We start from the raw sequence: 20,462 nt of genomic DNA, 5'->3' as shown, positions 1-20,462 counted from the left end.
TTATTTGTGATGTTACAATAGAATCTTATTATCAATTTAGAAAGAGTGACAGCTTATGGCAGAATCAAACAAGCATCAATTTTTTATTGCGACAGGTTGCCTTATTTTATTTATTTTTATATCTATTCTTTCCTATCGTAACCAATTGGTCCTTTTTGATCAAACGATTATTTCGTGGGTAACAGAAGGTGCATCCCCATTAATAATCTTAATCATGGAAGGGATTACGAAAATCGGTTCAGGCGAGGTCATTTTAGTTACATCTTTCGCTATTGGTTTATATTTATTAGTTAGAAAGATGTGGGGATATGCTTTATTTTTATTTACAGTTACATTTGGTGGTATCGCATTAAACTTCCTTCTTAAAATCCTGTTTCAACGGGAAAGACCCGGCGAGATGAGTGTAATTGAGGTATTCGGTTACTCGTTAGAAATTGCCTCCTATAGCTTTCCTAGCGGTCATACTATGAGAAGTTTTACTTTCTTTTCATTCTTAATCTATATTTGTGTTCATATTATTAGAGATTCGTTCACAAAGGTTTCGCTTACCCTTCTTTTCATTTCAATGATTGTTTTGGTTAGTTTAAGCAGAGTGATTGTAGGAGCACACTTTCCATCAGATATTCTTGCAGCGGGAACGATATCCATTGCGTGGTTCTATTTTTGTTTACTATTTCTTCGCTTTTTGTTAAAAGGCAGAATATCCTACACGTAAAGTATTAAATACCTAGGATAAGTAATGTGAAAATTCCAAACACCTTAAAGGCGCCAAAAATGGCGCCTTTACTTATGAACTAATGATCGATAGTCAATACAGCATTTCATACAGCCATTCCAAGAAAATACTTTTCTTTGCTTATGTATACAAGATACACAGAGCAACCGTTCACAATAAGGACATTCCTTTCCATTAGACTGTACTTGATCATTAGATCCGCAATCTGCACAACGTGATACCGCCATATTAACCTCCTCCTCTATACAAGAATATGGAAGAGTATAAGTACTTAGACCTGTAAGTATAGCTATATTATTTAAAATTAAGATTCGCTTACCTTTAAAAGAAAAAATACAAAGAAAAGCTTTTACCTTTCCTGTGTATATCAACAAATTTACCATAAAAAAGCTAGCTATAGATGAGGCTACTGAAAAAGTCACTTTTAGTCAATTCGAGGAGGCCATTGAAAAAGGTCAAAACCGTACCTTTTTCAGTGGCCTCTCTATAAATCAGCCTATTCATCCATACTTGCCCAAAATCTATTTGCCATATCAACGACATCGCTGCTTCCGCGACCTTCAACCATTAAGGTGACAAGAAAATCACGATTGTTAACATCTATACTTGTATACCAACCAATTTCGTCACCCTCCGTACCTTGAGTGTCTTTAATCTCTGCAGTTCCTGTTTTTCCAGCAAGCGTACGAGAATGTCCCGCGCTTCCTCTGTATGCTGTCCCATTTGGCTCATTTACTACTGCAATGAGTGTTTCTAATACCATTTCTGCTGTACTTGGTTCGATAACATGTTCTTTCCATGGGTTAGACTCACTTTCCATAAAAAGTATCGGTTGAACAATGGTCCCCTCATTTACGAACATTGTATATAAACTACTTAAATGGACAGGGTTCATTTGCACTTCTCCTTGTCCATAACCCGTATCAGCTAAAAGGATTTCATCATCAAGACCTTCGTTAGCGATCTTTGAATCATTCAGTGGATATTCAAATGTAAACTCCTCTGAAAAACCAAGTTTTTCAGCCCAAGCTATCATTCGTTCTGCCCCAATTTCTAAAGATTTTTGCGCAAAATATATGTTATCGGAGTACTTCATTGCCGTTTTCAAATCAACGTCTGTTACACTTGGGTTAACGCGGGTTACACGATAGTTCCCCCAACTGCTATCAGCTCTCCATCTTTCACCCTCTATGTGAACGACTTCATTTGGATCAAGTTCGTCTTCCTCCACTCCAATTGCAGCTGTAATCGGTTTAAATACAGACCCTGGTGAGAATGTACGATTGAAACGGATCAGATTCACATTCCGCTCATCTTCAATCCAAGCTGTACGTTCAGGTGATCTCGTTTTTAAATAAACTTGATTCGGATCAAATACAGGTCGACTAACAAGTGCAGTTACCTCGCCTGAAACTGGATCCATGACAACACCGGCCCCTGCTTCGTCACCTATGGCATCATATAATTTTTGTTGTATATTCACATCAATCGTTAAATTTAAATCTTTACCGTCTTTTGGCTCCTGATTCATAAGAACATTCCGTATCTCGCCATTAGCATCAACGACTCGAACTTCAAAACCAACTTCACCACGGAGTTGTTCTTCATATGCTTTTTCTAAACCAAATCGACCAATATGTTTTCCAGCTCCGTAACCAGGCCAATCCTCACGCTCCAAGTCTTCTGCATTTACCTCTCTAAGGTCCCCTGTCAAGTGAGCAGTCAAATTTGCGTAAGGGTATTCACGTCCAGGTCTAGTATCCACAACAACTCCAGGAATGTCAGCTTCACCAATTTCATGAATACGTTCATCATTAAATGGAACATACATGATCGGTGCGAGCCAATCTGGATTCGTATCCTTATAAACTACAGCGAGTTCTTCCACTTCTTCCGCTTCTAGACCAAGAATATTAGCAAGTTGTTTTACTTCACCTTCTAAGTCTTCTATTTTCTCGTATTGAAAACCAATTCGACGATATTGCCCATTAATGGCAAGATGCTCTCCATTTCGATCAAAAATTTGTCCACGATTTTCTGGAGTTATTGTTTGGTAGACGATTTCATCATCGATCGATTCAAAGCTTTCAAAAAGGTGATGAGGTTGCCAGCTTACAAACCAATCATCAACCTCTTCTCCCTCTTCATTTGTTTGCAACTCTCTAACTACTTGTACTTCTGAATCATATGTAATTGGACCAACTAGTGTATCTAGTTCTACAGTAACTGGATATGTAAGGTCACTAACTTCATCCCAATCAATCTCTTCTTCCTCAAAGTCTCTTGATTCGTAACTTAGTTCAATACTTGAAACTTCCATCTGCTCATGAACTTCAGCATATTTTTCAGCTAACGTTACACTCCCGTTTGAGATTTCCTCTTGAGAAGCTAATGTGAGAAACTCGGCTATTTCATCATATTGCTGATTTTCCCAAGCATGAATATACCCCTCAACTACATCTTCAGGATTTGGGTCATCTGTAGAACACCCAATTAATAAGAGTATACTAACTAATATTACAACAACATACTTCTGAAACTTTATTTTCATTTGTACCCCCCACATTTATGTTAATCTATTCTTATTTTAATAGTTTTAATATCCATTTGCTACCATTTAAAACTATTTCAATCGGAGTTTCTTTTTAAACAAAGAAAAAGAGATACAAGTTACCGCCATGTATCTCTTAAATATCAATATTTAAATATGGTTGAGATGACCTCATCTAACGACATACTACTATCGATTTCAAATGTACCTGGACGTAATGAATTGGCAAGTCCACGACTTTCTACTTCATTAAAGAAAGCCATTGAATTATCAATAATATCTGCACGAACAAGAGCATTTCCTACATCAATACTCGTCATTCCTGATGAAACAGTTAGGATCAACTTCGTACGATATTCAACCGCCTCGTTCTCTTCCTCTGTTTCTTCATCACTTTGATCAACAGCTACAATTGCTTCTGCTTCTTCATAAGCTTGTGCCGCAACATATTCAAGTTGCTCTTGCCATTCTTCTTCTGTATAGATGAAATACCCTTCAGCTGCTAATGTGGTTTTCATTTCATCTATTGACATCTTCTCTTCTGCTTGTGTTTGGACTACATCACTTGATCCCCAAAAATAAACTGCTCCGCAAACGCTTGCTGCAATAAGCATCCCTCCAGCAAAGCTCCGTAATGAGTTAGCTGTCATTGGCTACTTTTCTCCTTTCCTCTTTCTCTTCTAGGTAAGGAGTAAGCAAGAGTCTTACTTCGTTTTCAGTCAACTCTGTTTCTGTAGCAATCCCTTCCAATGAATACCCGCGCTTATGTAGGTCTAGTACTTCACGCATTAAGATTCTTTGTTTAGGAGAAACAGTTTGTTTCCCTTTCTCATTTGCAGAAATTTCAGCATCAAGCTCAAAATCACGCATTTTTTTCTGTAACTGATACACTTCTTCCATTATTGAAATAGAGAATTGTTCCAATTCTTGTTGTGCTGCTTTTTGAGATTGCCTAGTTTTAGAAAACGACAAAATGAGCAACAAAATGGCTACACCAAACAATATGGCTAACGCCCATTCCATCATAATAGAATCCTCCCTTATATGAATCTATTTTCTCTCAAGTTCTTATTATACAATGATTATGTCTAAATTTCGATTCAAAACAAGAAAATACGACAAAGGTTAGATGTTTGTAACAAAAATGACATAATCCCAGGATAAGATCATAACTAAATGCCTAGTAATTGAACGATAGATCTATGATTCGACTACATATCAAAAAAACCATGCCTCAAACTGTGAGACACGGTGGATGTTCTAAGAACCTAAAATATTTTGTATAAACATACGAACGACGTCGGCTCCTCCTATGATGGACCCTAACGTGCTACCTAAGTTTGCCAACACAACAACAAGTAAAATTCGAGTTACAGAGTTGCTCCAAAAACCTTTCACTGTAAACACATCATCTGATAAATTTTCAAAATCCCCCACTTTTGGTTTTCGAATATACGCTTCGACAAAACCCGCAAACCATCCCGCTGCAAGAAGAGGATACAACGAAGTAATTGGCGCTACGATAAATGCTGTAATGACCGTCAAAGGGTGTCCAAAAGCGATAGCTGCTCCAATTGCAGCGAAAAAACCATTCCAAAGCACCCAACTCATCGTTAAATTGACGCCAACAGCAGGGTTAGCATAGAAGGTATAGCCAATAATCCCTAAAATAAGGAGCGGGATGAACCACGCAATTAATTTAGGAGCGACAGACTTCGGTGGTCGCTTAGATAAAGCGTCTAAATCATGATCACTTTTAATTTCTTCTTTAATGCCAGGAACATGGGCAGCACCTAAAACAGCAACAATTTTATTCCCAGGTGCTTCTTTAATCTTTTGGGCTAAATATTGGTCCCGTTCATCAATTAATGGTTTCTTTAATTTAGGAAAGGCAATTGTAAATTCATGAAGCATGGAATTGAGCATATCTTTTGATTTCATCTTTTCCATTTCTTCTTCTGAAATTTCATCTTTGCTAAAGACACTATAAATAATTTCCATCATTAACTTTGCTCTTCCCCATAATCCCACACCATGCCAAATTCTTGCAAATGTAATTTGGATATTGCGATCAGCAAGGACGAGGGTAGCACCTGTTTCTTCTGCAGAATCAATCCCTTGAATCATTTCTTGACCAGGCTTAATCCCAAATTGTTTGGCCATTCTCTTCTGAAATGAACCTATAATTAAGTTCATTAGAAGGAGGGTAGCTTTCTTTTCTTTAATAACCTTAAAGATATCCATGTCTTTCCATTTATTAGCATCCTTTATGGACTGATATCTTTGATCATCTAACTCCACACAAACCGTGTCAGGTTTTTCTGATTCAATTACTTGTTTTACTTGTTCTGCACTTTGCTTTGATACATGTGCCGTACCAATAAGAATTAACTCTTTGCCTGATATATGTAATCTTGTTATGTTTTGTTCCGACATAAATTACCTTCCTTTATGTATTCTCTCTAAGTATATATGTCTTTTGCATAGTTTCCATTTTAACACTTTTTATTGTATTGTAGGAAAAAATTAATCTTTTTTATTTTGCTAAGGCTGTAATGAGACTGAACTCAAAACAATTTGGTCGGAATAATAGTGTTTTATTGTAAAAAGTCATTAAATCTGCAAAAATAAAATAATTGATAACTTATTTATTAAAATAAAAACTTGTAGGTGACAATATGATCGAAGTTAAAAAATCCGAACTTAGCGATGGTGAATTTAATCGAGGGGTCTTTGCTACTAAAGATATAAAGAAAGGTGAGCTTATTCATACAGCCCCAGTCGTCCCTTATCCAAATGAACAGCACATTTTAATTGAACATACGGTTCTTTCCGATTATGTCTATGAATATGGAATTAACCACGGGGCAATTGTTTTAGGGTATGGAATGCTCTTTAATCATTCCTACACTCCAAATGCAACTTATGATATTAATTTTGAAGACCATACATTTGACTACTTTGCTTATACGGATATAAAAGCAGGTGATGAGATCTTAATTAATTATAATGGCGATGTAAATGATAAAGAACCGCTTTGGTTTAACAAAGAACAGGATACAGAAAAAGAAGATTAGGGGAAAAAAACTTTTTAAAATATAACAAAATGAGTCTGCCTGAGGTACCTATCCCTCAAGCAGACTCATTCTTAATTATTCCTTATCTGTTTCTATTTCACGGTTCTTCTTTCTTCTAAATAACCCTTTCCACCAATTTGTAAAGTTGTCCGTGTAAATGTACATAACTGGTACAAGGAGCAGTGTAATAAATGTCGAGAATGATAAACCAAATACGATAACAGTCGCCATCGGCGCTTGAAGTTCTGCACCTTCACCAATTCCAATTGCAAGTGGTACCATGGCAAGAACCGTTGTAAGCATCGTCATAAGAATAGGACGTAACCTTGTAGGTCCTGCTTCTAATATGGCTTCTTCTCTCTCGAGTCCACGTTCTCTTAGCTTATTAATGTAATCTACTAAAACAATGGCATTATTTACAACAATCCCCGCAAGCATAATGACCCCAATAAAGGCAGGTGCACTTAGAGGTCTGCCCGTTAAGACGAAACCAAGTATAATACCGATAAATGTAGCAGGGAGACTGAACATTACAATAAATGGATACAACACTTTTTCAAACTGGAACGCCATAACCGCGTAGACTAAAAAGATAGCAAGAGCTAATGCAAGAGTGAGATCAAAGAATGCGTCAAGCATCATTTCATAATCTCCACCTGTTTGATAATCATACCCTTCAGGGAATATATATTGGTCAAGCTCTGCTTCTATCTCTGACATAACACTACCTAAATCTCGATCCATAATATCAGCTGTTATTGATACACCCCTCGTTTGATCTTGACGATTGATCGCGATTGGCCCCTCAGCTTGTATAAATTCCGCTACATCGGATAAAAAAATCATATCACCTGTTGGAGTTAAGATAGGAAGGTTTTGAATTTGGTTATAATTCTCTCTGTATTCGATCGGCAAAATAACCGAAATATCGATCTCCTGTCCTTCTGTTCGCATCTGTGTTGCAACAACCCCATTAACACTGTTTCTGACAGTTTGCATCACATCACTATATGATAAACCGTATTGTACAGCTACATCACGATCAACATGAATTTGCACTTCAGGTCTTGCATCCCCCATAGAATGCGTAACATTATTTGTACCAGGAACGTTGTTGATGATTTCTTGAATATCGTCAGCAACAAGTCTTAACGTATCAAAATCTTCGCCACGAATTTCAATTTCAATCGGGTTTCCACCCATACCATCACTTTCGAAGGCCATAACACTAAGATCAATATCAGGAAGAGTATCAGAAAAATCACTAAAATCTTTTATCACATCATTTGTCGTTACATTTCGTTCACTTGCTGGTACAAGACGGATGTAGAGGTCTCCACTATTTCCTCCTCCTCCCATTCCCATCATTCCCCCTCCACCAACAGAGGAATAAATGACTTCTGTAACACCTGTATCTAGTAAATACTCTTCTAGTTCGATTAACGATTCTCTTGTTTCTTCTAAAGATGTACCAGTAGGCATTTCAAAACTAGCTGTTATTTCACCCTGATCAAACGCTGGGATTAATTCTACTCCTACGAATCTTACTCCACCCAAACTAGCAATAAGTAAGATTAATGTACCAAAAACAATTGTTTTTTTGCGTCTGATTGACCACTTTAACATCTTTCGATAGAGGTTATCGACACCCTCAAAGAATCTTCCAATACCGACGCTTACCTTCCCTAACCCTTTAGGTTCTTCTACCACAGTTATCTTCGGCAACAAAAGACCGGACAGCATGGGTACAATCGTTAAAGCAACAACCAAAGAAGCAAGTAGCGTAAAACCAACCGTAAGAGCTAACGGCATAAACAGCTCTGCAGCAATTCCACCAGTAAAAACAATTGGAACAAAAACAACTAAACTTGTTAATGTTGAGGCAATTACAGCAGAAGATACTTCTGATGCCCCTTTTTTGGCAGCTTCAACACGGCTGTAGCCTCTTTCACGGTATTTATAGATGTTCTCCAAAATGACAATCGAGCTATCTACTAATAATCCAATACCTAGTGCTAATCCACCAAGAGTAATAATATTGATCGTTTGACCAGCAAAGTATAGTAATGTAAATGCTGATATTAACGCTATTGGAATCGATAAACCAATAATTAATGTACTTCTAAAACTTCTTAAGAAGACTAGTAGAACGATAATTGCCATTGATCCACCGAGAATCATATTCATAACAACACTTTGAATAGAGTCTTTGATGAACTCGGCCGAATCCATTATCTTTGTTAAGGACACACCTTGTGTTAACTCTGATTCGATCGTCTCTAATTGATCTGAAACAGCATCAGAAACATCTACTGTATTCGCATCACCTTGCTTTACAATATCAAGGCTTAAAGTAGGTTCCCCGTTGACATAAGCTAAAGAGGACACCTCACGGAACGTATCATTTACGTTTGCAACTTCAAATAACTTTATCGTACCACCTGTTTGAAGAGGTATGTTAATGTTTTCAATATCTGTTGTTGAGCGGAAATCACCAACGATACGAAGGGGCACTTCTTGCCCACCGCGCTCCACCTCACCAGCAGGAGCACTCATGCTTTCTCCACCAATAATTTGCGATAGCTGAGTTAATGTCACACCATAGTTTTGTAACATTCTCACATCAGGCTCCACAACAATCTCTCTTACTTGTGCACCCGTTAATTCAATTTGACCGACTCCAGGTATTCGTTCAAGCCGCGGGATAATGCTATCTTCTGCAATATGCGTGAGACTCGTTAAATCCATTTCCCCCGAGATCCCAATCTGCATAATTGGCATTTGATTCGGATCAAAGCGCATGACACTTGGATCGCCGGCTCCTTCCGGTAGCCCTTGTCGTACCATATCAATCCTATCTCGCAAATCTAACATGACCGTATCCAAATCCGTATTAAAATCATACATTAATAGAATGAGAGATTGATTTTGGGCAGAAATTGACTGCATCGTGTCTAAACCTTCAGTAGCACTCAACGCACCTTCGAGAGGTCGAGTAACTAAATTCTCAACTTCTTGAGGCGCAGCACCGTTATACGGTGTCATGACAACAGCAATTGGCAAGTCCATATCTGGCATTAAATCTACCTTTAACCCAGATAATGAAACTCCTCCTAAAATCATCATCACAAGAGCAATGATGATAACACCAACTGGTCGCTTGACAGATTCATTAATCAGTTTCAACTACAGTACCTCCGTTTTAATTACCTTTAGTAGAAGATCCTTCAACATTTTCGATAGGTTCTTCACTTAACTCTTCTTCATCATCTTGACCTTCTTGTTCCACTTCTTCATCGTGTTGTTCTTCAAATGACGGATTAATATCGTTACGAATATTGATCAGTGCACCATCATATAACTGGTGACTACCTCTTATAACAACGTATTCTCCTTCTTGTAAACCACTTTCAATCCCAAACCATTCTGCCGTTTCACCATTAATTGAAATGTCGCGCCTTTCTACACTTGTACCATCTGTAGTTACATACACGAATGTTTCATTATTCTGTTCAATGACGGCATTTACAGGTGCAACAACTTGTTCATTATCTCCACCAGTTTCGATCAACACTTCTGCAAGCATACCTACACGAAGATTGTCGTCTGGATTCGCAAGTTCAATCTCAACAGGATAAGAACGGGATTGTTCAGAAGGAAGCAAACTTATATAGTTGATCTTGCCTTCATACGTCTGATTGAATGACCTAATATGAACTACTACTTCTTGTCCTTCCTTTAAATTAGGAAGCTGAGATTCGTTGACATTTACTTCAATGACTGGTGAATCCATTTGTACTAATTGTAAAAGCGGTGCTTGAGGTGATGCCATTTCTCCTAAGCTGACATCAAGGCCTGTAACTTGACCTGTCATTGGCGCCTTTACAACAGCATGTGTTTTTTGTTGCTCTGCTATATCAACAGAAATTTCAGCTTGTTTTACAGAGGCTTCAGCTGCTTTAATTTGATCGGTTGCCTTTGCTTGTTCTAATCCCATCTCAGCTTGTCTCACAGCAGCTTTTGCTTGTTGTTTATCTTGTTCAGTCGGCATACTCCCACCTAGTAAACTAGCAAAAACGGCCTGAAACTCTTCAGGCACTTCAGAAAGATCAACATCCGACGAATCTTCAGCATTTGAAATCATATTGTACGTATTCTTTGCTTGTTCTACCTGCATTTCTGCTTGTTTGACACTTTGATCTCTCATGTTTTTGGCATTAGTTAGACTCGCTTGAGCAGCTTCTAATCCTGCACGTGCTTGAGCAATATTTAAATTTGCATCTGTTGCATCTAACTCAAAAAGGGTGTCTCCACGTTGTACCGTATCACCATTTTTGACGTGTACCGCCTTTACTTCTCCAGTTAACATTGGTAAAACAGCCATGTGTGACTCAGCCATTACATGACCTGATAAATTAAAATCATTAGAAAGGGTTCCTTTTGTTATCTGTTCTATTTCAACTGGATGTATTGGTGCTTGCTCTTCATCTGCTGATACACTATTTTCAGTCGTCTGCGAGCTACACCCAGCTAACATAACAGTCATTAACATTAATGCTGCCCAAAAGATTCTCTTACTTACCATGCATTTGCCCTCCAATTAATTAAAATCGTTATAACTAAGCCTTTAGAATAAGCCTTTTCACCATTAATAAATGATCCAAGTACCATTCTATCATTAATAAATGAACTGAATATGAACTAATTTATGAACTTACATGTTATATAAGACTCTCTAATGATTGATCGTATCAATCTATTATGAACTGAACATGAACTATAAATAATTTCGTTTATCTGACTGATAAGCTGTCAAGGCTAAGGATGATATCACTTTTGATCATAGCATGGAGAAGTTGGAGGGATTTATGGTTTCTTTTCGCGGGGACGCACATAAATTTTATTTGAAAATAAAAAAGAAGTATCAAAAAGGCTTTAAACCTGAGGAATCAAAAGAGCTTCGAGAATTAAAGGAAATAAGACATTTTTACCAAAAGATTGAAACTCGAACACTAGGAAATATTCATTATTGGATTTTAAAAGAAAAAAGTGGTTCTGGATTAATTCCGATTTTAGTAACCGCTATACCTTGGGTGCTCTTTATATTCGGGAATCAGGTACAAGAGTTTTTTAAGAACGATGATGGATACCTATGGTTACTATTTGTCTTTATTTATTTAACAGCCGTTACAATTAGTGTTAGTATTCACTTCCGAGAACGATCGTGGGCAACCGTACACTCACGGATTATAGAGGATATTATTGAAGAACGAGAACAGGAACAAAAGCGTTCCAATACCAATTATTGAAAATTTTTTTATTTGTAAAAAGATTCCTATAAGGTCAATTAACCCTATAGGAATCTGATTAAATAAGTCTAATGCCTGATTTACATCTTCCCATACATCTTCCCACGCTTCTAGCCCTACTGATAAACGAAGAAGTTAATTGGAGATACCCATTCGCAATCTTCCTTCAACTGGGACAGCAGCAAGCAGCTTGCATTGTTTCGAAAGAAGAAGAAACTTTAACTTGTTTTAAAAAAAACAATTCTTAATTGAGATTGGTAGAATTGATGTAATCTGCTAAAATAAGTGTTTAATATAATAGATGACTGTACTTTAAAAAGGTAATTACACCTTTTTAAGTGGCTTCAGGTAGACAAGGGGGTTTTTTACTTGTATAGAGGAAAAGCTTATTGTGAAGCAAATATTTACTTATACGCTCCAGAAAACGCATGTAATGAGACTCTTACGAAGCACAAGAGTGTTATAAAAAATTATTGTAGCAACACCGTTAAAGTAACTGAAATTCGTATTAAAGAATCAGGGTTCGACAAAAAAACAAAAGAATATTTTATATCGCTTTCCGTCATGTCAGAAGTGCTCGTCAAATATGATCCTGTCATTACTCATCTAAATGATTATAGAGTGAATGCTTGTAGAGAATTTAGAAAACAGTTTCCAACCGCTGGAGCTATCATGGCGCACTACATTGATACGTATAGTCCTTTTCGATTAGATGGATTTAAAAATCGAGCATAATTCACTTGCCTTTCAATAGTCATGATTGTTAATTTTAAAATTAAGTTAATTTCCTTTAATAAAAGGCAATGTCACTGAATATAATTTTGTGAAATTACTTACCAGGGGGGATATCTTAATGGTACATTGGAAAATTACAGCCACCTTAAGAAATGGTGATTATGTACTTCAATATGGATCTTCCGAATCTGAAGAAAAGGCTTATGAAGAAATGAAGCAAGAAGAGTTATTAATAAGGCAACAATATAGCGACAATGTTAAGGAAATGGATTATTGGCTATAAATATGGCTCTCCAGCATTGGAGATTTAAATGCTGGAGATTCTACGTAGTGTACATTTATTAACCAGCTAAGCTCTCAGTATTCTTTTTGAATAGACTCGTATTAGTAAAGAAGATGCAAAATCATATTATAATTCCAATGAGTCCAATTATGCTCCCAAATGCTCCACCGACTAATAACGACCGTGCCTTTAGAAAATCAAGTAACATAATGTTCCCCCCTTTTTTCCTTTCTATCACATAATATGCTGTAAATTCATTATCATGTGTATATAGTCGTATACCTTTTTAATCAAAGGAAGTTTGATAATGTTTTTTCGGGCTTTAATAAATTAGTGAAGTTATATGTAATCGAAGTAGGATAGATGATATCAAGGAAGATTTGTAAAAAGCAATGCGCTCTAGCAATTAAATTAATTAATAATATAAAAGATTAATAGGGTTAGAAGATTAAATTATCATTAAGCCAAAGCCTCATTCGTTCTGTGATATTGAGAATCAATCATGAAATTAAGTATATCAATTTCTTCAGTTGTAAGTTGTCTATTTAACTTTTCTTCAAACTCTTCTCTTAATTCTTTTAAAGTTACCATAAAAGCGTCACTCCCTTTTAGTATCATTGGAGATTTCTTGTTACTTTGTTTCGACATACCTTGTACACCTTATTATAGTGAAAAGAGAAAATATTGCAAGCGTTTTCAATAGATGATATAGCTTTTTTTTAGTTGTCTCCATACATACGTTACACATATGAAAAAAATATAATTGAAAAACTTTAAAAACAAACAATGAAAAATAACATTAATAATAATATTCGAGCTTCCAATCCCATACAATAAACTAAGACCTGACATATTAAAGAAGACACGTTTTAAAAAATGAAGTCACCGAAAAGGCCCCCCCTCTTCAGTGCCTCGATTAAGTGTAATGGCTGCGCACATTGCATAGAGGACACTGACGTGAGAAATTCCCTTTCTGTGCCCTCTAAAAAAAACATGTCTTTTTTTCTTTTTATCAGGAATTATTCGTTAATAGCTCCTCTGAACAAAGGGGAATTATAGTTTTTTATAGAAACGTGATATACTATCTTTAAGGAGCTGATTAGTATGAAAAAATTTCAAGTCTCCGTTGAGTTTCATAGCGGACAGCAAGTTAATTTCACTACTAAGTCAGATGTGAGAAAGGATATGTACCGGCTCAAGATTAACGGTGAAGATTGTATTGTAACCGACGATAATTTTGTCTTAAACATTTCCAAAATCAAAGCCTTAAAGGTCAAGAAATTAAAACGTAATTCTGCTTAAGCATCTGTATTAAGTAAAGAAGACGCGGATCAACACATATCCGTGTCTTCTTTTATTTTAAAAGTCTAACGTCATATGAAGATGTTCATGTAATTCTTCATCTTGAATATGGACAATGACAGAGTATTGACCTGACAACCCTTCTATATTACGAAGCTCGTACACTCCATTACCGACCTCAATTAAATCTAACCATTCTCTTTGTTCGTCTTCCTCTTGCCACATTTCAAATGTCACATTCCCGGATTCATAATTGTCACCTTCCACTACAATTTGAACAACTAGTCGATTATTTTTTAACTCTGTATCTATATCGACATGATAGTGATGGTGAGAATGGTTATTATCATGCACCTGCTCATGGCTATGATCAGCCGTTATTTCTTCTTCGCCAATTTGAATTTGTTCAGTCGGCATACGATGCATTCCACGTGCTGTCACATGTGTTTGGACATGATACACTCCTGCCTCTTCAAACGTATAATCTAATGAATAAATATGCCCCTCTTGAGCATCTGCTTCTACCATAATACTTGCTTCCTTTTGGCCTTCTAGCCAAATTTCATAAATTACTTCATTTGCATCTTCAACTAAGTTATCACCATGAGTCACAATGCTGTTAAACGTAACGGCTTCACCAACTTCCGCAAATTCAGGAATCTCTAATTCCACTTCTATGGCCGTAAGTTCATCAACGATTTCAACACTTCCTTGTTCCTCTTCTGTCTGCCCACATGCAGTAAGGATTAAGAATAAAACAATTAGTGCTACACTTCCTATTGTTTTTCGCACCTTAAGTCACCTCATTTTCATATTCTCTACTAACCTATAACATTCTCACCAAGAATTTCAACGTTATACTACTAAATTCATTTTTTTTTCACCTTTTATGTAATCTATTCAAATGAAAGAGGAAATCTATTGACAGATCCCCTCTCTTCATACTAACTTGTTATTTTTTATTTAAAAGCTCTGCCTTTTGTTAAATGACAGGCAACTCCTTTCCCTATAGTACCAGGTTTGCTCATTTTATCTATATATCGTAATCCCCTTGTGCATTGTTGTTTACAAGCTAGACAGGTTGCTGATGTAACTATTTTCATCGTATATTGATATTTTTCTGCTGCTGTAATTTTCGGTGCTGCTTTTTTCTTTTTATTCTTTGTTGCCATATTCATCGCTCCGTTCTTTGTGATGCTACATAGTATGCGATCTGTACCCAAACGGCGCATCTTCTAAAAAAATAATTTCTTCGTACAGTCAATTGATCCAGGTAAACATTAAACGAAAAAGGAGCCCCAAAGTTAGCATAACGTTTTGGACTCCATTCTTATTAACATGAATTTGTAAACTTAATTGAAGGTAAGAAATAGAACTGGATTCTAGTTATTAAACTGATAAATGTTCACTCGGAATTGTCGTTTCATAATCCTTCTTATAAATATGTAACTTTACAAATACGTAAGGTGCTCCGAGTAGTCCCCATAAACCTATGCATCCATAACGTATAAAATCAAAAACTAACATTTCAGGAAACAACACTTTTAGCCCAACTTGAAGTGCAAATAGGCCTACAAGTCCAACCGCATAGGCAGCTGTCTTTCTCCATACCTTCTTTGAAATAATCATTCTAACTTTTTTATATTCAAATAAATATCCAATCCCTGCTCCTAACAAAAAGCCTGCATATTTCACGCCTTCTTCTTCAGGGAAAACAGCAACAATAAGTAGTGGCGTAACAATTGCTAACGTCCATTTTACTTTCTCTGATAACTTCGAGACTTTATCTTGTAATCGTATAGAAATAATTAAAAAAATAACTGCTACAATAATACCTATTACCACATCCTTTGGCCAATGAAGCCCTGTGTAGAGACGAGAAAATGAAATACACAAAATAAGAATGATCGAAAATACCCAAAATAAAGGTTTTGCTACTAAATACGCTAAATAGCCCCAAAGTGTTGTGGAACCTTGAGCATGACCACTAGGAAATGAATCATAAGGATAATGACTCCCTACCTCCGCTGATTCTATAAACAGCGAATTGATTCCATCCGTTCCGATCGGACGCTCGATAGCATAAGTAATTTTCAAGAAAGCATTAATAGTAACCGATAATAGAAAAATGTAAAATAACCTAAATCCTGCTTGTTTTGCAATACACCAATAAACCAATGGAACAATTAAAAAGTAAAACTCTTCGTTTCCAAAAAAGGTAAAAAGAGCTGCTAACGCATTAAAGAAAGGTTGTTGATGCTGGGTAATATTCATTAAAATTTCCGTCTGACTCATAAATTCCTCCATATGTATTTTTTACAACTATTAAATATTCTACTTAGTTTGATAATCTCCTTGTCGAAATCACGAATTTGCACCTCTGCAATTAAAGTCTGAAGATTTCGACCATTGTATTTTTTAGGCATATGCCCTTCCATTATCTCATATAAAACATATTCATACATTGTATCGATAAAAAGGAGGAATGCTTCATGAGTCACACTTCTACCAGCTTTGCGTTAATTGTAGTTCTGTTCATCTTATTAATTATCGTAGGGGCTACTTACATTGCGTAACTAAAGAGATATCCATTAGCATTAGTACGTTTCCAATTTAAAAAGGAGGTGTTTCAAAAAGCTTACCTTTTGAGACACCTCCTAAACTACATCGAACTTGCGAACAGGTAACATTTTAACCGTACACACAAGAAGATTAATAAGTAATTAATTAATGCCTCATCTATCGAATAAAGTCTACTTCCATTTAACAGTAGATAAATGGAAACGGCCATAAAGTGGATAAAAAAGAAAGCACCTATTATTAAATAACAGGTACTTTCTTTAGAACTTATTTAGTTAACTGTATATACGAGCTAACGAAATTATCACAGCTAATTATTTCGTCCAACCGGGTTCGTAAGTATAAATTGTTTCCCCACTATGCTGGGCATTTCCTCGAAAATCAATTGCATCCTCTTGTTTAAGTAATATTATTCGAAAAACATTAAAGTCCTCTTTCGACACTCTATACGATTTCAATTCTTGATCACGTAACTGGTTTAAAATCGATAACACTTCTTGTTGATCCATCTCTTATCATCCTCTTTATCAGCCTACTTACTAGCACTCTGTTAAAACTTTATAATTTAAATTTCATTTAGTTTTAGGTTCTGCTTCAACTGGTAAATAAATTTCAATTGTTGTACCTTTATTTTGTAAACTTGATATCTCCAATTTGCCGCTATGCGAATTAATAATTTTTAATGCTGTCATTCTGGAAAGACGGACCAAACACTCTTCCCAATTATTTTTTCCCTGTCTTGCTGTAGAATTCTAGAAGCAGCTTTATTAATATATGTAAAGTTCCCGTTTAGATCGATAGCATAAAATGGATCCGTAATTCGGTCTAAGATTTCATTCTCCGTTTCTGATATGTTCATCTTAATACCCCACCAAATTTATAATTAGTAGTTAAAAGCTTTTATAAAATGACATACTGTCCTTTCAATTAGTTTAAGCATATCATTTTCTAAAAAATAAGGAAACTAACTATCGACAAAGAGATTTTCTTGTAAAAACAGACCAGTTAGTTAAGCCAATGAAAAGTCCCTTATTTATTGGCTTTACTAACTGGTCTGCCCTTATTTATTTAATTTTTCCAGTGCTTCGTTCGCTGTCATGTATTCCAACCCTAAATCAGAAGCCACGGCAGCATACGTAACTGCTCCAGCTGCTGTATTTAGCCCTAACAATAATGCATGATTCTCTGTAAGAGCGAGATGCACTCCTTTATTAGCAATTTGAAGTGCATAAGGAATTGTCACATTTGTTAACGCAATAGTTGACGTTCGCGGAACAGCACCGGGCATATTAGCTACTGCATAATGAACAACATCATGTTTCGTGTAGGTTGGCTCATCATGTGTCGTAATTCGGTCAACAGTTTCAATAATACCACCTTGGTCAATCGCTACATCAACAACTACAGATCCAGGTTTCATTGATTTAATCATTTCTTCTGTAACAAGTTTAGGAGCCTTCGCACCTGGTATGAGTACTGCACCAATCACTAAGTCAGAATCAGCAACGGCTTCAGCGATATTTAAAGGATTGGACATAAGTGTTTGTATGTCGGTTCCGTATAAATCATCTAACTGACGTAAACGGTCTGGGCTTAAATCCATAATTGTCACATCTGCCCCTAGACCCATAGCAATTTTCGCTGCATTTGTCCCAACAACTCCACCACCAATAACTGTTACTTTTCCACGTTTCACCCCAGGAACACCAGATAAAAGAATTCCCATCCCGCCTTTTGGCTTTTCAAGGAATTGGGCCCCTATTTGAGCGGCCATACGACCAGCTACTTCACTCATCGGTGTAAGAAGTGGTAATGTTCTTCCTACTTGAACCGTTTCATAAGCTATCGCAGTAACTTCTTTCGTAACTAACGCTTTAGCTAGCTCAGGTTCTGCTGCAAGATGTAAATACGTGAATAAAATTAAGCCTTTACGAAAATATCCATATTCCGTCGGAAGTGGCTCTTTGACTTTCATGATCATATCAACTTTTTCCCAGATCGCTACTGGATCGGCTTCGATTTCAGCACCCGCTTGAACATACACAGCGTCTTCAAACCCACTCCCTAATCCTGCATCCTTTTCAATGATTACTTCATGACCAGCTTGAACGAGTGTCATAACACTTGCTGGAGTCATCGCAACACGGTTCTCATTGTTTTTAATTTCCTTTGGTACTCCAATCAGCATTATAGGTCCTCCTTTTACATTTCTCTATTACTGTTAGTATAGACACTTTTACAGTCAATGACATTGTTCACATCGCAAAACATACATTGCACCATTTGTGAACACTCACTAATCAATAACCTTTTTTTACCATTTCATTATATGTATAATACTATTTTCATCATAAACATTGATAGGATGGCAATCGTCAGTAAAAAGCTATACAATCTTAACTTACTTATTTCATCTTCTACTTTTTTATCCTTCTCCAGACTCTCTAGAATAATCCGAACTGCTTTTGCTGTCATCCCCAAAAGTGCGCTTAATGCTAACCAAATTAACACAACAATGAAAAACCACACTGTTAACCACTGTGTCGTCATAAGAAATCCAGAAACAACGGCAATAACTACACCACCATGAGCAAGCCAAATGATTCGTTTGTATATTTTCAACAAAAGAGTAAACCTGCCAGACTCGTCCAATAAGCTACCCTTAATTAGAAAAGGAAAAGGAATTAAGACAAAGAACAAAACTGACACAAGCATATGAAATGCATAGCTTATTAAATAAATCATTATTTTCATCACCTCGATTACTTATCTTACCAAACGTTTTTCAAATTTGGAATCACACACTCAATTCGAAGGCAATAAAAAAGAAAAATCGTCTTTTTCATTGCCCTCTTCTATTCGCAGGTTCTTATTTTTTATGGTAGGATAAGTATGATAAAAAGTTGAGGTGAAAAACGATGCCTACTTGGTTTATGTGGTTTATTATCTTATGGACAATCTTTTTAATAACAGTAATGTTTATTGGTGGGTATTTTATGTTTCGGAAATTTCTTAAAAGGCTGCCAAAGGAAGATGGTAAATCCATTTTAGATTGGCAGGATTATTATATCGAAAAAACATTACATCTTTGGAATGATGAGCAACGAGATTTATTAAATGACTTAGTCGAACCTGTCCCAGAATTATTTAGAGATGTAGCTAAAGGAAAAATTGCAGGAAAGATCGGGGAGCTTGCGTTACAAGATAATCTTAATTACCTTCCACAAGATTATATTATTAGAGGGTATATACTTGCTACACCGAAACGCGACCATAAATTTCTTATGAAAAAACTGCGAGAGAAAAACATCGATATGAAACCATATAAAGATCTTTTAGAAACGTCTTAATAATCATAGGGTCTTATAAGAGTTCTATACGTTATTTTTTCTTCAGGTTGATGTGTTTATTAGTCCTCTAAATTAATTACCAGATTTTTGTCTGTTCTACATTGGATAATATAAATTGCTATTTGGCAAGCTAGAAATTAGATACGCAAACATTTTTCAAATGACAATAAATATTAAAGGTGATGAAGCATGAGCCAATCAAAAAGACAAGCTGAACGACAATTTAGAGCACGTAAAGAGGCACAGAATCCTCATGGGAAAATTAAGTCATTAAAACGACTCGCAAAAGAAGATGTGAAAGATTGAGGCTGCCCTAAAAGTCCGGAACAGAGTTGGGGGTGTTTCAAAAGTCATAAACAGACCTTTTGAAACACCCCTTTTAAATGCCAACAAAAGTAGACGTGCTCCTTTTTGGACATGTGGATAGTCAACACTAAACTAGACAACTTTTTTAAGGTGTCCAAGTTTGTATTCAATCGGGCTCAAATAGCCCAGTGTTCCATGGATTCGTTTGTAATTAAACCAGTGAATATACCTGT

Annotated in this window: 25 protein-coding genes; 9 read left to right on the top strand and 16 right to left on the bottom strand. The window is 36.2% G+C overall.

The features are described from left to right. The first annotated feature begins 55 nt into the window (after positions 1-55). Positions 56-715, top strand: a complete 660-nt coding sequence (locus AC1FXP_RS19210; protein ID WP_480063601.1) for a phosphatase PAP2 family protein — start codon at positions 56-58, stop codon at positions 713-715. Between the two features lie 68 nt (positions 716-783). On the opposite strand, the gene AC1FXP_RS19205 is transcribed toward AC1FXP_RS19210, so the two are convergent. The 5 genes from AC1FXP_RS19205 to AC1FXP_RS19185 all read right to left on the bottom strand — a co-directional run bounded on the left by AC1FXP_RS19205 (position 784) and on the right by AC1FXP_RS19185 (position 5,723). Then, the gene (locus AC1FXP_RS19205) at positions 784-963 is read right to left on the bottom strand and encodes a hypothetical protein (protein ID WP_480063600.1); all 180 of its coding nucleotides are present in this window, start codon (positions 961-963) and stop codon (positions 784-786) included. Positions 964-1,232: 269 nt separating this feature from the next. Further along, a complete protein-coding gene (locus AC1FXP_RS19200; RefSeq protein ID WP_480063599.1) occupies positions 1,233-3,287 on the bottom strand; it encodes a peptidoglycan D,D-transpeptidase FtsI family protein in 2,055 nt (684 codons plus the stop codon). A gap of 143 nt (positions 3,288-3,430) precedes the next feature. After that, entirely contained in the window at positions 3,431-3,937 is a 507-nt protein-coding gene (locus AC1FXP_RS19195; protein ID WP_480063598.1) for a hypothetical protein, read from the bottom strand. Beyond that, the gene (locus tag AC1FXP_RS19190) at positions 3,927-4,313 is read right to left on the bottom strand and encodes a hypothetical protein (RefSeq protein ID WP_480063597.1); all 387 of its coding nucleotides are present in this window, start codon (positions 4,311-4,313) and stop codon (positions 3,927-3,929) included. Before AC1FXP_RS19190 ends, AC1FXP_RS19195 begins: the two co-directional genes overlap by 11 nt. Before the next feature lie 234 nt (positions 4,314-4,547). Continuing rightward, a complete protein-coding gene (locus AC1FXP_RS19185) occupies positions 4,548-5,723 on the bottom strand; it encodes a TraB/GumN family protein (RefSeq protein ID WP_480063596.1) in 1,176 nt (391 codons plus the stop codon). 242 nt (positions 5,724-5,965) lie between these two features. Between AC1FXP_RS19185 and AC1FXP_RS19180 the strand changes: the two genes are divergently transcribed. Next, positions 5,966-6,364 (top strand): SET domain-containing protein, encoded by a 399-nt coding sequence (locus tag AC1FXP_RS19180; RefSeq protein WP_480063595.1) that lies wholly within the window; start codon positions 5,966-5,968, stop codon positions 6,362-6,364. A gap of 75 nt (positions 6,365-6,439) precedes the next feature. Here AC1FXP_RS19180 and AC1FXP_RS19175 read toward each other — a convergent pair whose 3' ends face one another. After that, on the bottom strand, positions 6,440-9,550 hold the full coding sequence (locus AC1FXP_RS19175; RefSeq protein ID WP_480063594.1) for an efflux RND transporter permease subunit: 3,111 nt from the start codon (positions 9,548-9,550) through the stop codon (positions 6,440-6,442). A 16-nt stretch (positions 9,551-9,566) separates the two neighbouring features. Beyond that, the gene (locus AC1FXP_RS19170; RefSeq protein WP_480063593.1) at positions 9,567-10,949 is read right to left on the bottom strand and encodes an efflux RND transporter periplasmic adaptor subunit; all 1,383 of its coding nucleotides are present in this window, start codon (positions 10,947-10,949) and stop codon (positions 9,567-9,569) included. A gap of 283 nt (positions 10,950-11,232) precedes the next feature. Between AC1FXP_RS19170 and AC1FXP_RS19165 the strand changes: the two genes are divergently transcribed. From AC1FXP_RS19165 to AC1FXP_RS19155, 3 genes are all read left to right on the top strand, one after another. Continuing rightward, complete coding sequence (locus tag AC1FXP_RS19165; RefSeq protein ID WP_480063592.1) at positions 11,233-11,673, top strand: hypothetical protein; 441 nt, start codon at positions 11,233-11,235, stop codon at positions 11,671-11,673. Between the two features lie 369 nt (positions 11,674-12,042). After that, entirely contained in the window at positions 12,043-12,408 is a 366-nt protein-coding gene (locus AC1FXP_RS19160) for a hypothetical protein (protein ID WP_480063591.1), read from the top strand. A gap of 118 nt (positions 12,409-12,526) precedes the next feature. After that, positions 12,527-12,691, top strand: coding sequence for a hypothetical protein (locus tag AC1FXP_RS19155; protein ID WP_250095528.1), 165 nt, complete (start codon positions 12,527-12,529; stop codon positions 12,689-12,691). A gap of 459 nt (positions 12,692-13,150) precedes the next feature. On the opposite strand, the gene AC1FXP_RS19150 is transcribed toward AC1FXP_RS19155, so the two are convergent. Further along, complete coding sequence (locus tag AC1FXP_RS19150) at positions 13,151-13,339, bottom strand: hypothetical protein (protein WP_480063590.1); 189 nt, start codon at positions 13,337-13,339, stop codon at positions 13,151-13,153. A gap of 456 nt (positions 13,340-13,795) precedes the next feature. Here AC1FXP_RS19150 and AC1FXP_RS19145 point away from each other — a divergent pair, with 456 nt between their 5' ends. Continuing rightward, positions 13,796-13,993, top strand: a complete 198-nt coding sequence (locus tag AC1FXP_RS19145; protein ID WP_332633667.1) for a hypothetical protein — start codon at positions 13,796-13,798, stop codon at positions 13,991-13,993. Positions 13,994-14,050: 57 nt separating this feature from the next. On the opposite strand, the gene AC1FXP_RS19140 is transcribed toward AC1FXP_RS19145, so the two are convergent. The 3 genes from AC1FXP_RS19140 to AC1FXP_RS19130 all read right to left on the bottom strand — a co-directional run bounded on the left by AC1FXP_RS19140 (position 14,051) and on the right by AC1FXP_RS19130 (position 16,288). Further along, positions 14,051-14,785 (bottom strand): FixH family protein, encoded by a 735-nt coding sequence (locus AC1FXP_RS19140; RefSeq protein WP_480063589.1) that lies wholly within the window; start codon positions 14,783-14,785, stop codon positions 14,051-14,053. 167 nt (positions 14,786-14,952) lie between these two features. Further along, a complete protein-coding gene (locus tag AC1FXP_RS19135) occupies positions 14,953-15,165 on the bottom strand; it encodes a hypothetical protein (protein ID WP_480063588.1) in 213 nt (70 codons plus the stop codon). A 217-nt stretch (positions 15,166-15,382) separates the two neighbouring features. Then, the gene (locus tag AC1FXP_RS19130) at positions 15,383-16,288 is read right to left on the bottom strand and encodes a phosphatase PAP2 family protein (protein WP_480063587.1); all 906 of its coding nucleotides are present in this window, start codon (positions 16,286-16,288) and stop codon (positions 15,383-15,385) included. A gap of 197 nt (positions 16,289-16,485) precedes the next feature. Between AC1FXP_RS19130 and AC1FXP_RS19125 the strand changes: the two genes are divergently transcribed. After that, positions 16,486-16,569, top strand: a complete 84-nt coding sequence (locus AC1FXP_RS19125) for a YjcZ family sporulation protein (RefSeq protein WP_480063668.1) — start codon at positions 16,486-16,488, stop codon at positions 16,567-16,569. A gap of 318 nt (positions 16,570-16,887) precedes the next feature. Here AC1FXP_RS19125 and AC1FXP_RS19120 read toward each other — a convergent pair whose 3' ends face one another. The 4 genes from AC1FXP_RS19120 to AC1FXP_RS19105 all read right to left on the bottom strand — a co-directional run bounded on the left by AC1FXP_RS19120 (position 16,888) and on the right by AC1FXP_RS19105 (position 19,318). Further along, positions 16,888-17,082, bottom strand: coding sequence for a hypothetical protein (locus AC1FXP_RS19120; RefSeq protein ID WP_480063586.1), 195 nt, complete (start codon positions 17,080-17,082; stop codon positions 16,888-16,890). A 179-nt stretch (positions 17,083-17,261) separates the two neighbouring features. Continuing rightward, complete coding sequence (locus AC1FXP_RS19115; protein ID WP_480063585.1) at positions 17,262-17,432, bottom strand: PAS domain-containing protein; 171 nt, start codon at positions 17,430-17,432, stop codon at positions 17,262-17,264. Positions 17,433-17,633: 201 nt separating this feature from the next. Continuing rightward, on the bottom strand, positions 17,634-18,761 hold the full coding sequence (gene ald / locus AC1FXP_RS19110) for an alanine dehydrogenase (protein WP_480063583.1): 1,128 nt from the start codon (positions 18,759-18,761) through the stop codon (positions 17,634-17,636). A gap of 137 nt (positions 18,762-18,898) precedes the next feature. Continuing rightward, complete coding sequence (locus AC1FXP_RS19105; RefSeq protein ID WP_480063581.1) at positions 18,899-19,318, bottom strand: hypothetical protein; 420 nt, start codon at positions 19,316-19,318, stop codon at positions 18,899-18,901. Between the two features lie 173 nt (positions 19,319-19,491). On the opposite strand from AC1FXP_RS19105, the gene AC1FXP_RS19100 reads away from it, so the two are divergent. Both AC1FXP_RS19100 and AC1FXP_RS19095 read left to right on the top strand, forming a co-directional pair. Continuing rightward, complete coding sequence (locus tag AC1FXP_RS19100) at positions 19,492-19,923, top strand: DUF2621 domain-containing protein (RefSeq protein WP_480063580.1); 432 nt, start codon at positions 19,492-19,494, stop codon at positions 19,921-19,923. Positions 19,924-20,112: 189 nt separating this feature from the next. After that, positions 20,113-20,229, top strand: a complete 117-nt coding sequence (locus tag AC1FXP_RS19095) for a DUF6254 family protein (RefSeq protein WP_480063579.1) — start codon at positions 20,113-20,115, stop codon at positions 20,227-20,229. Between the two features lie 132 nt (positions 20,230-20,361). Here the strand turns inward: AC1FXP_RS19095 and AC1FXP_RS19090 are convergent. After that, positions 20,362-20,462, bottom strand: a 101-nt coding sequence (locus tag AC1FXP_RS19090) for an IS3 family transposase (protein ID WP_480063667.1), incomplete at its 5' end; no start/stop codon positions are given.

It is taken from the genome of Halalkalibacter sp. HAAS-P013, assembly GCF_056619925.1.
The sequence above is the reverse complement of the archived record's forward strand: the minus strand, read 5'-3'. Positions and strand labels throughout refer to the sequence as shown.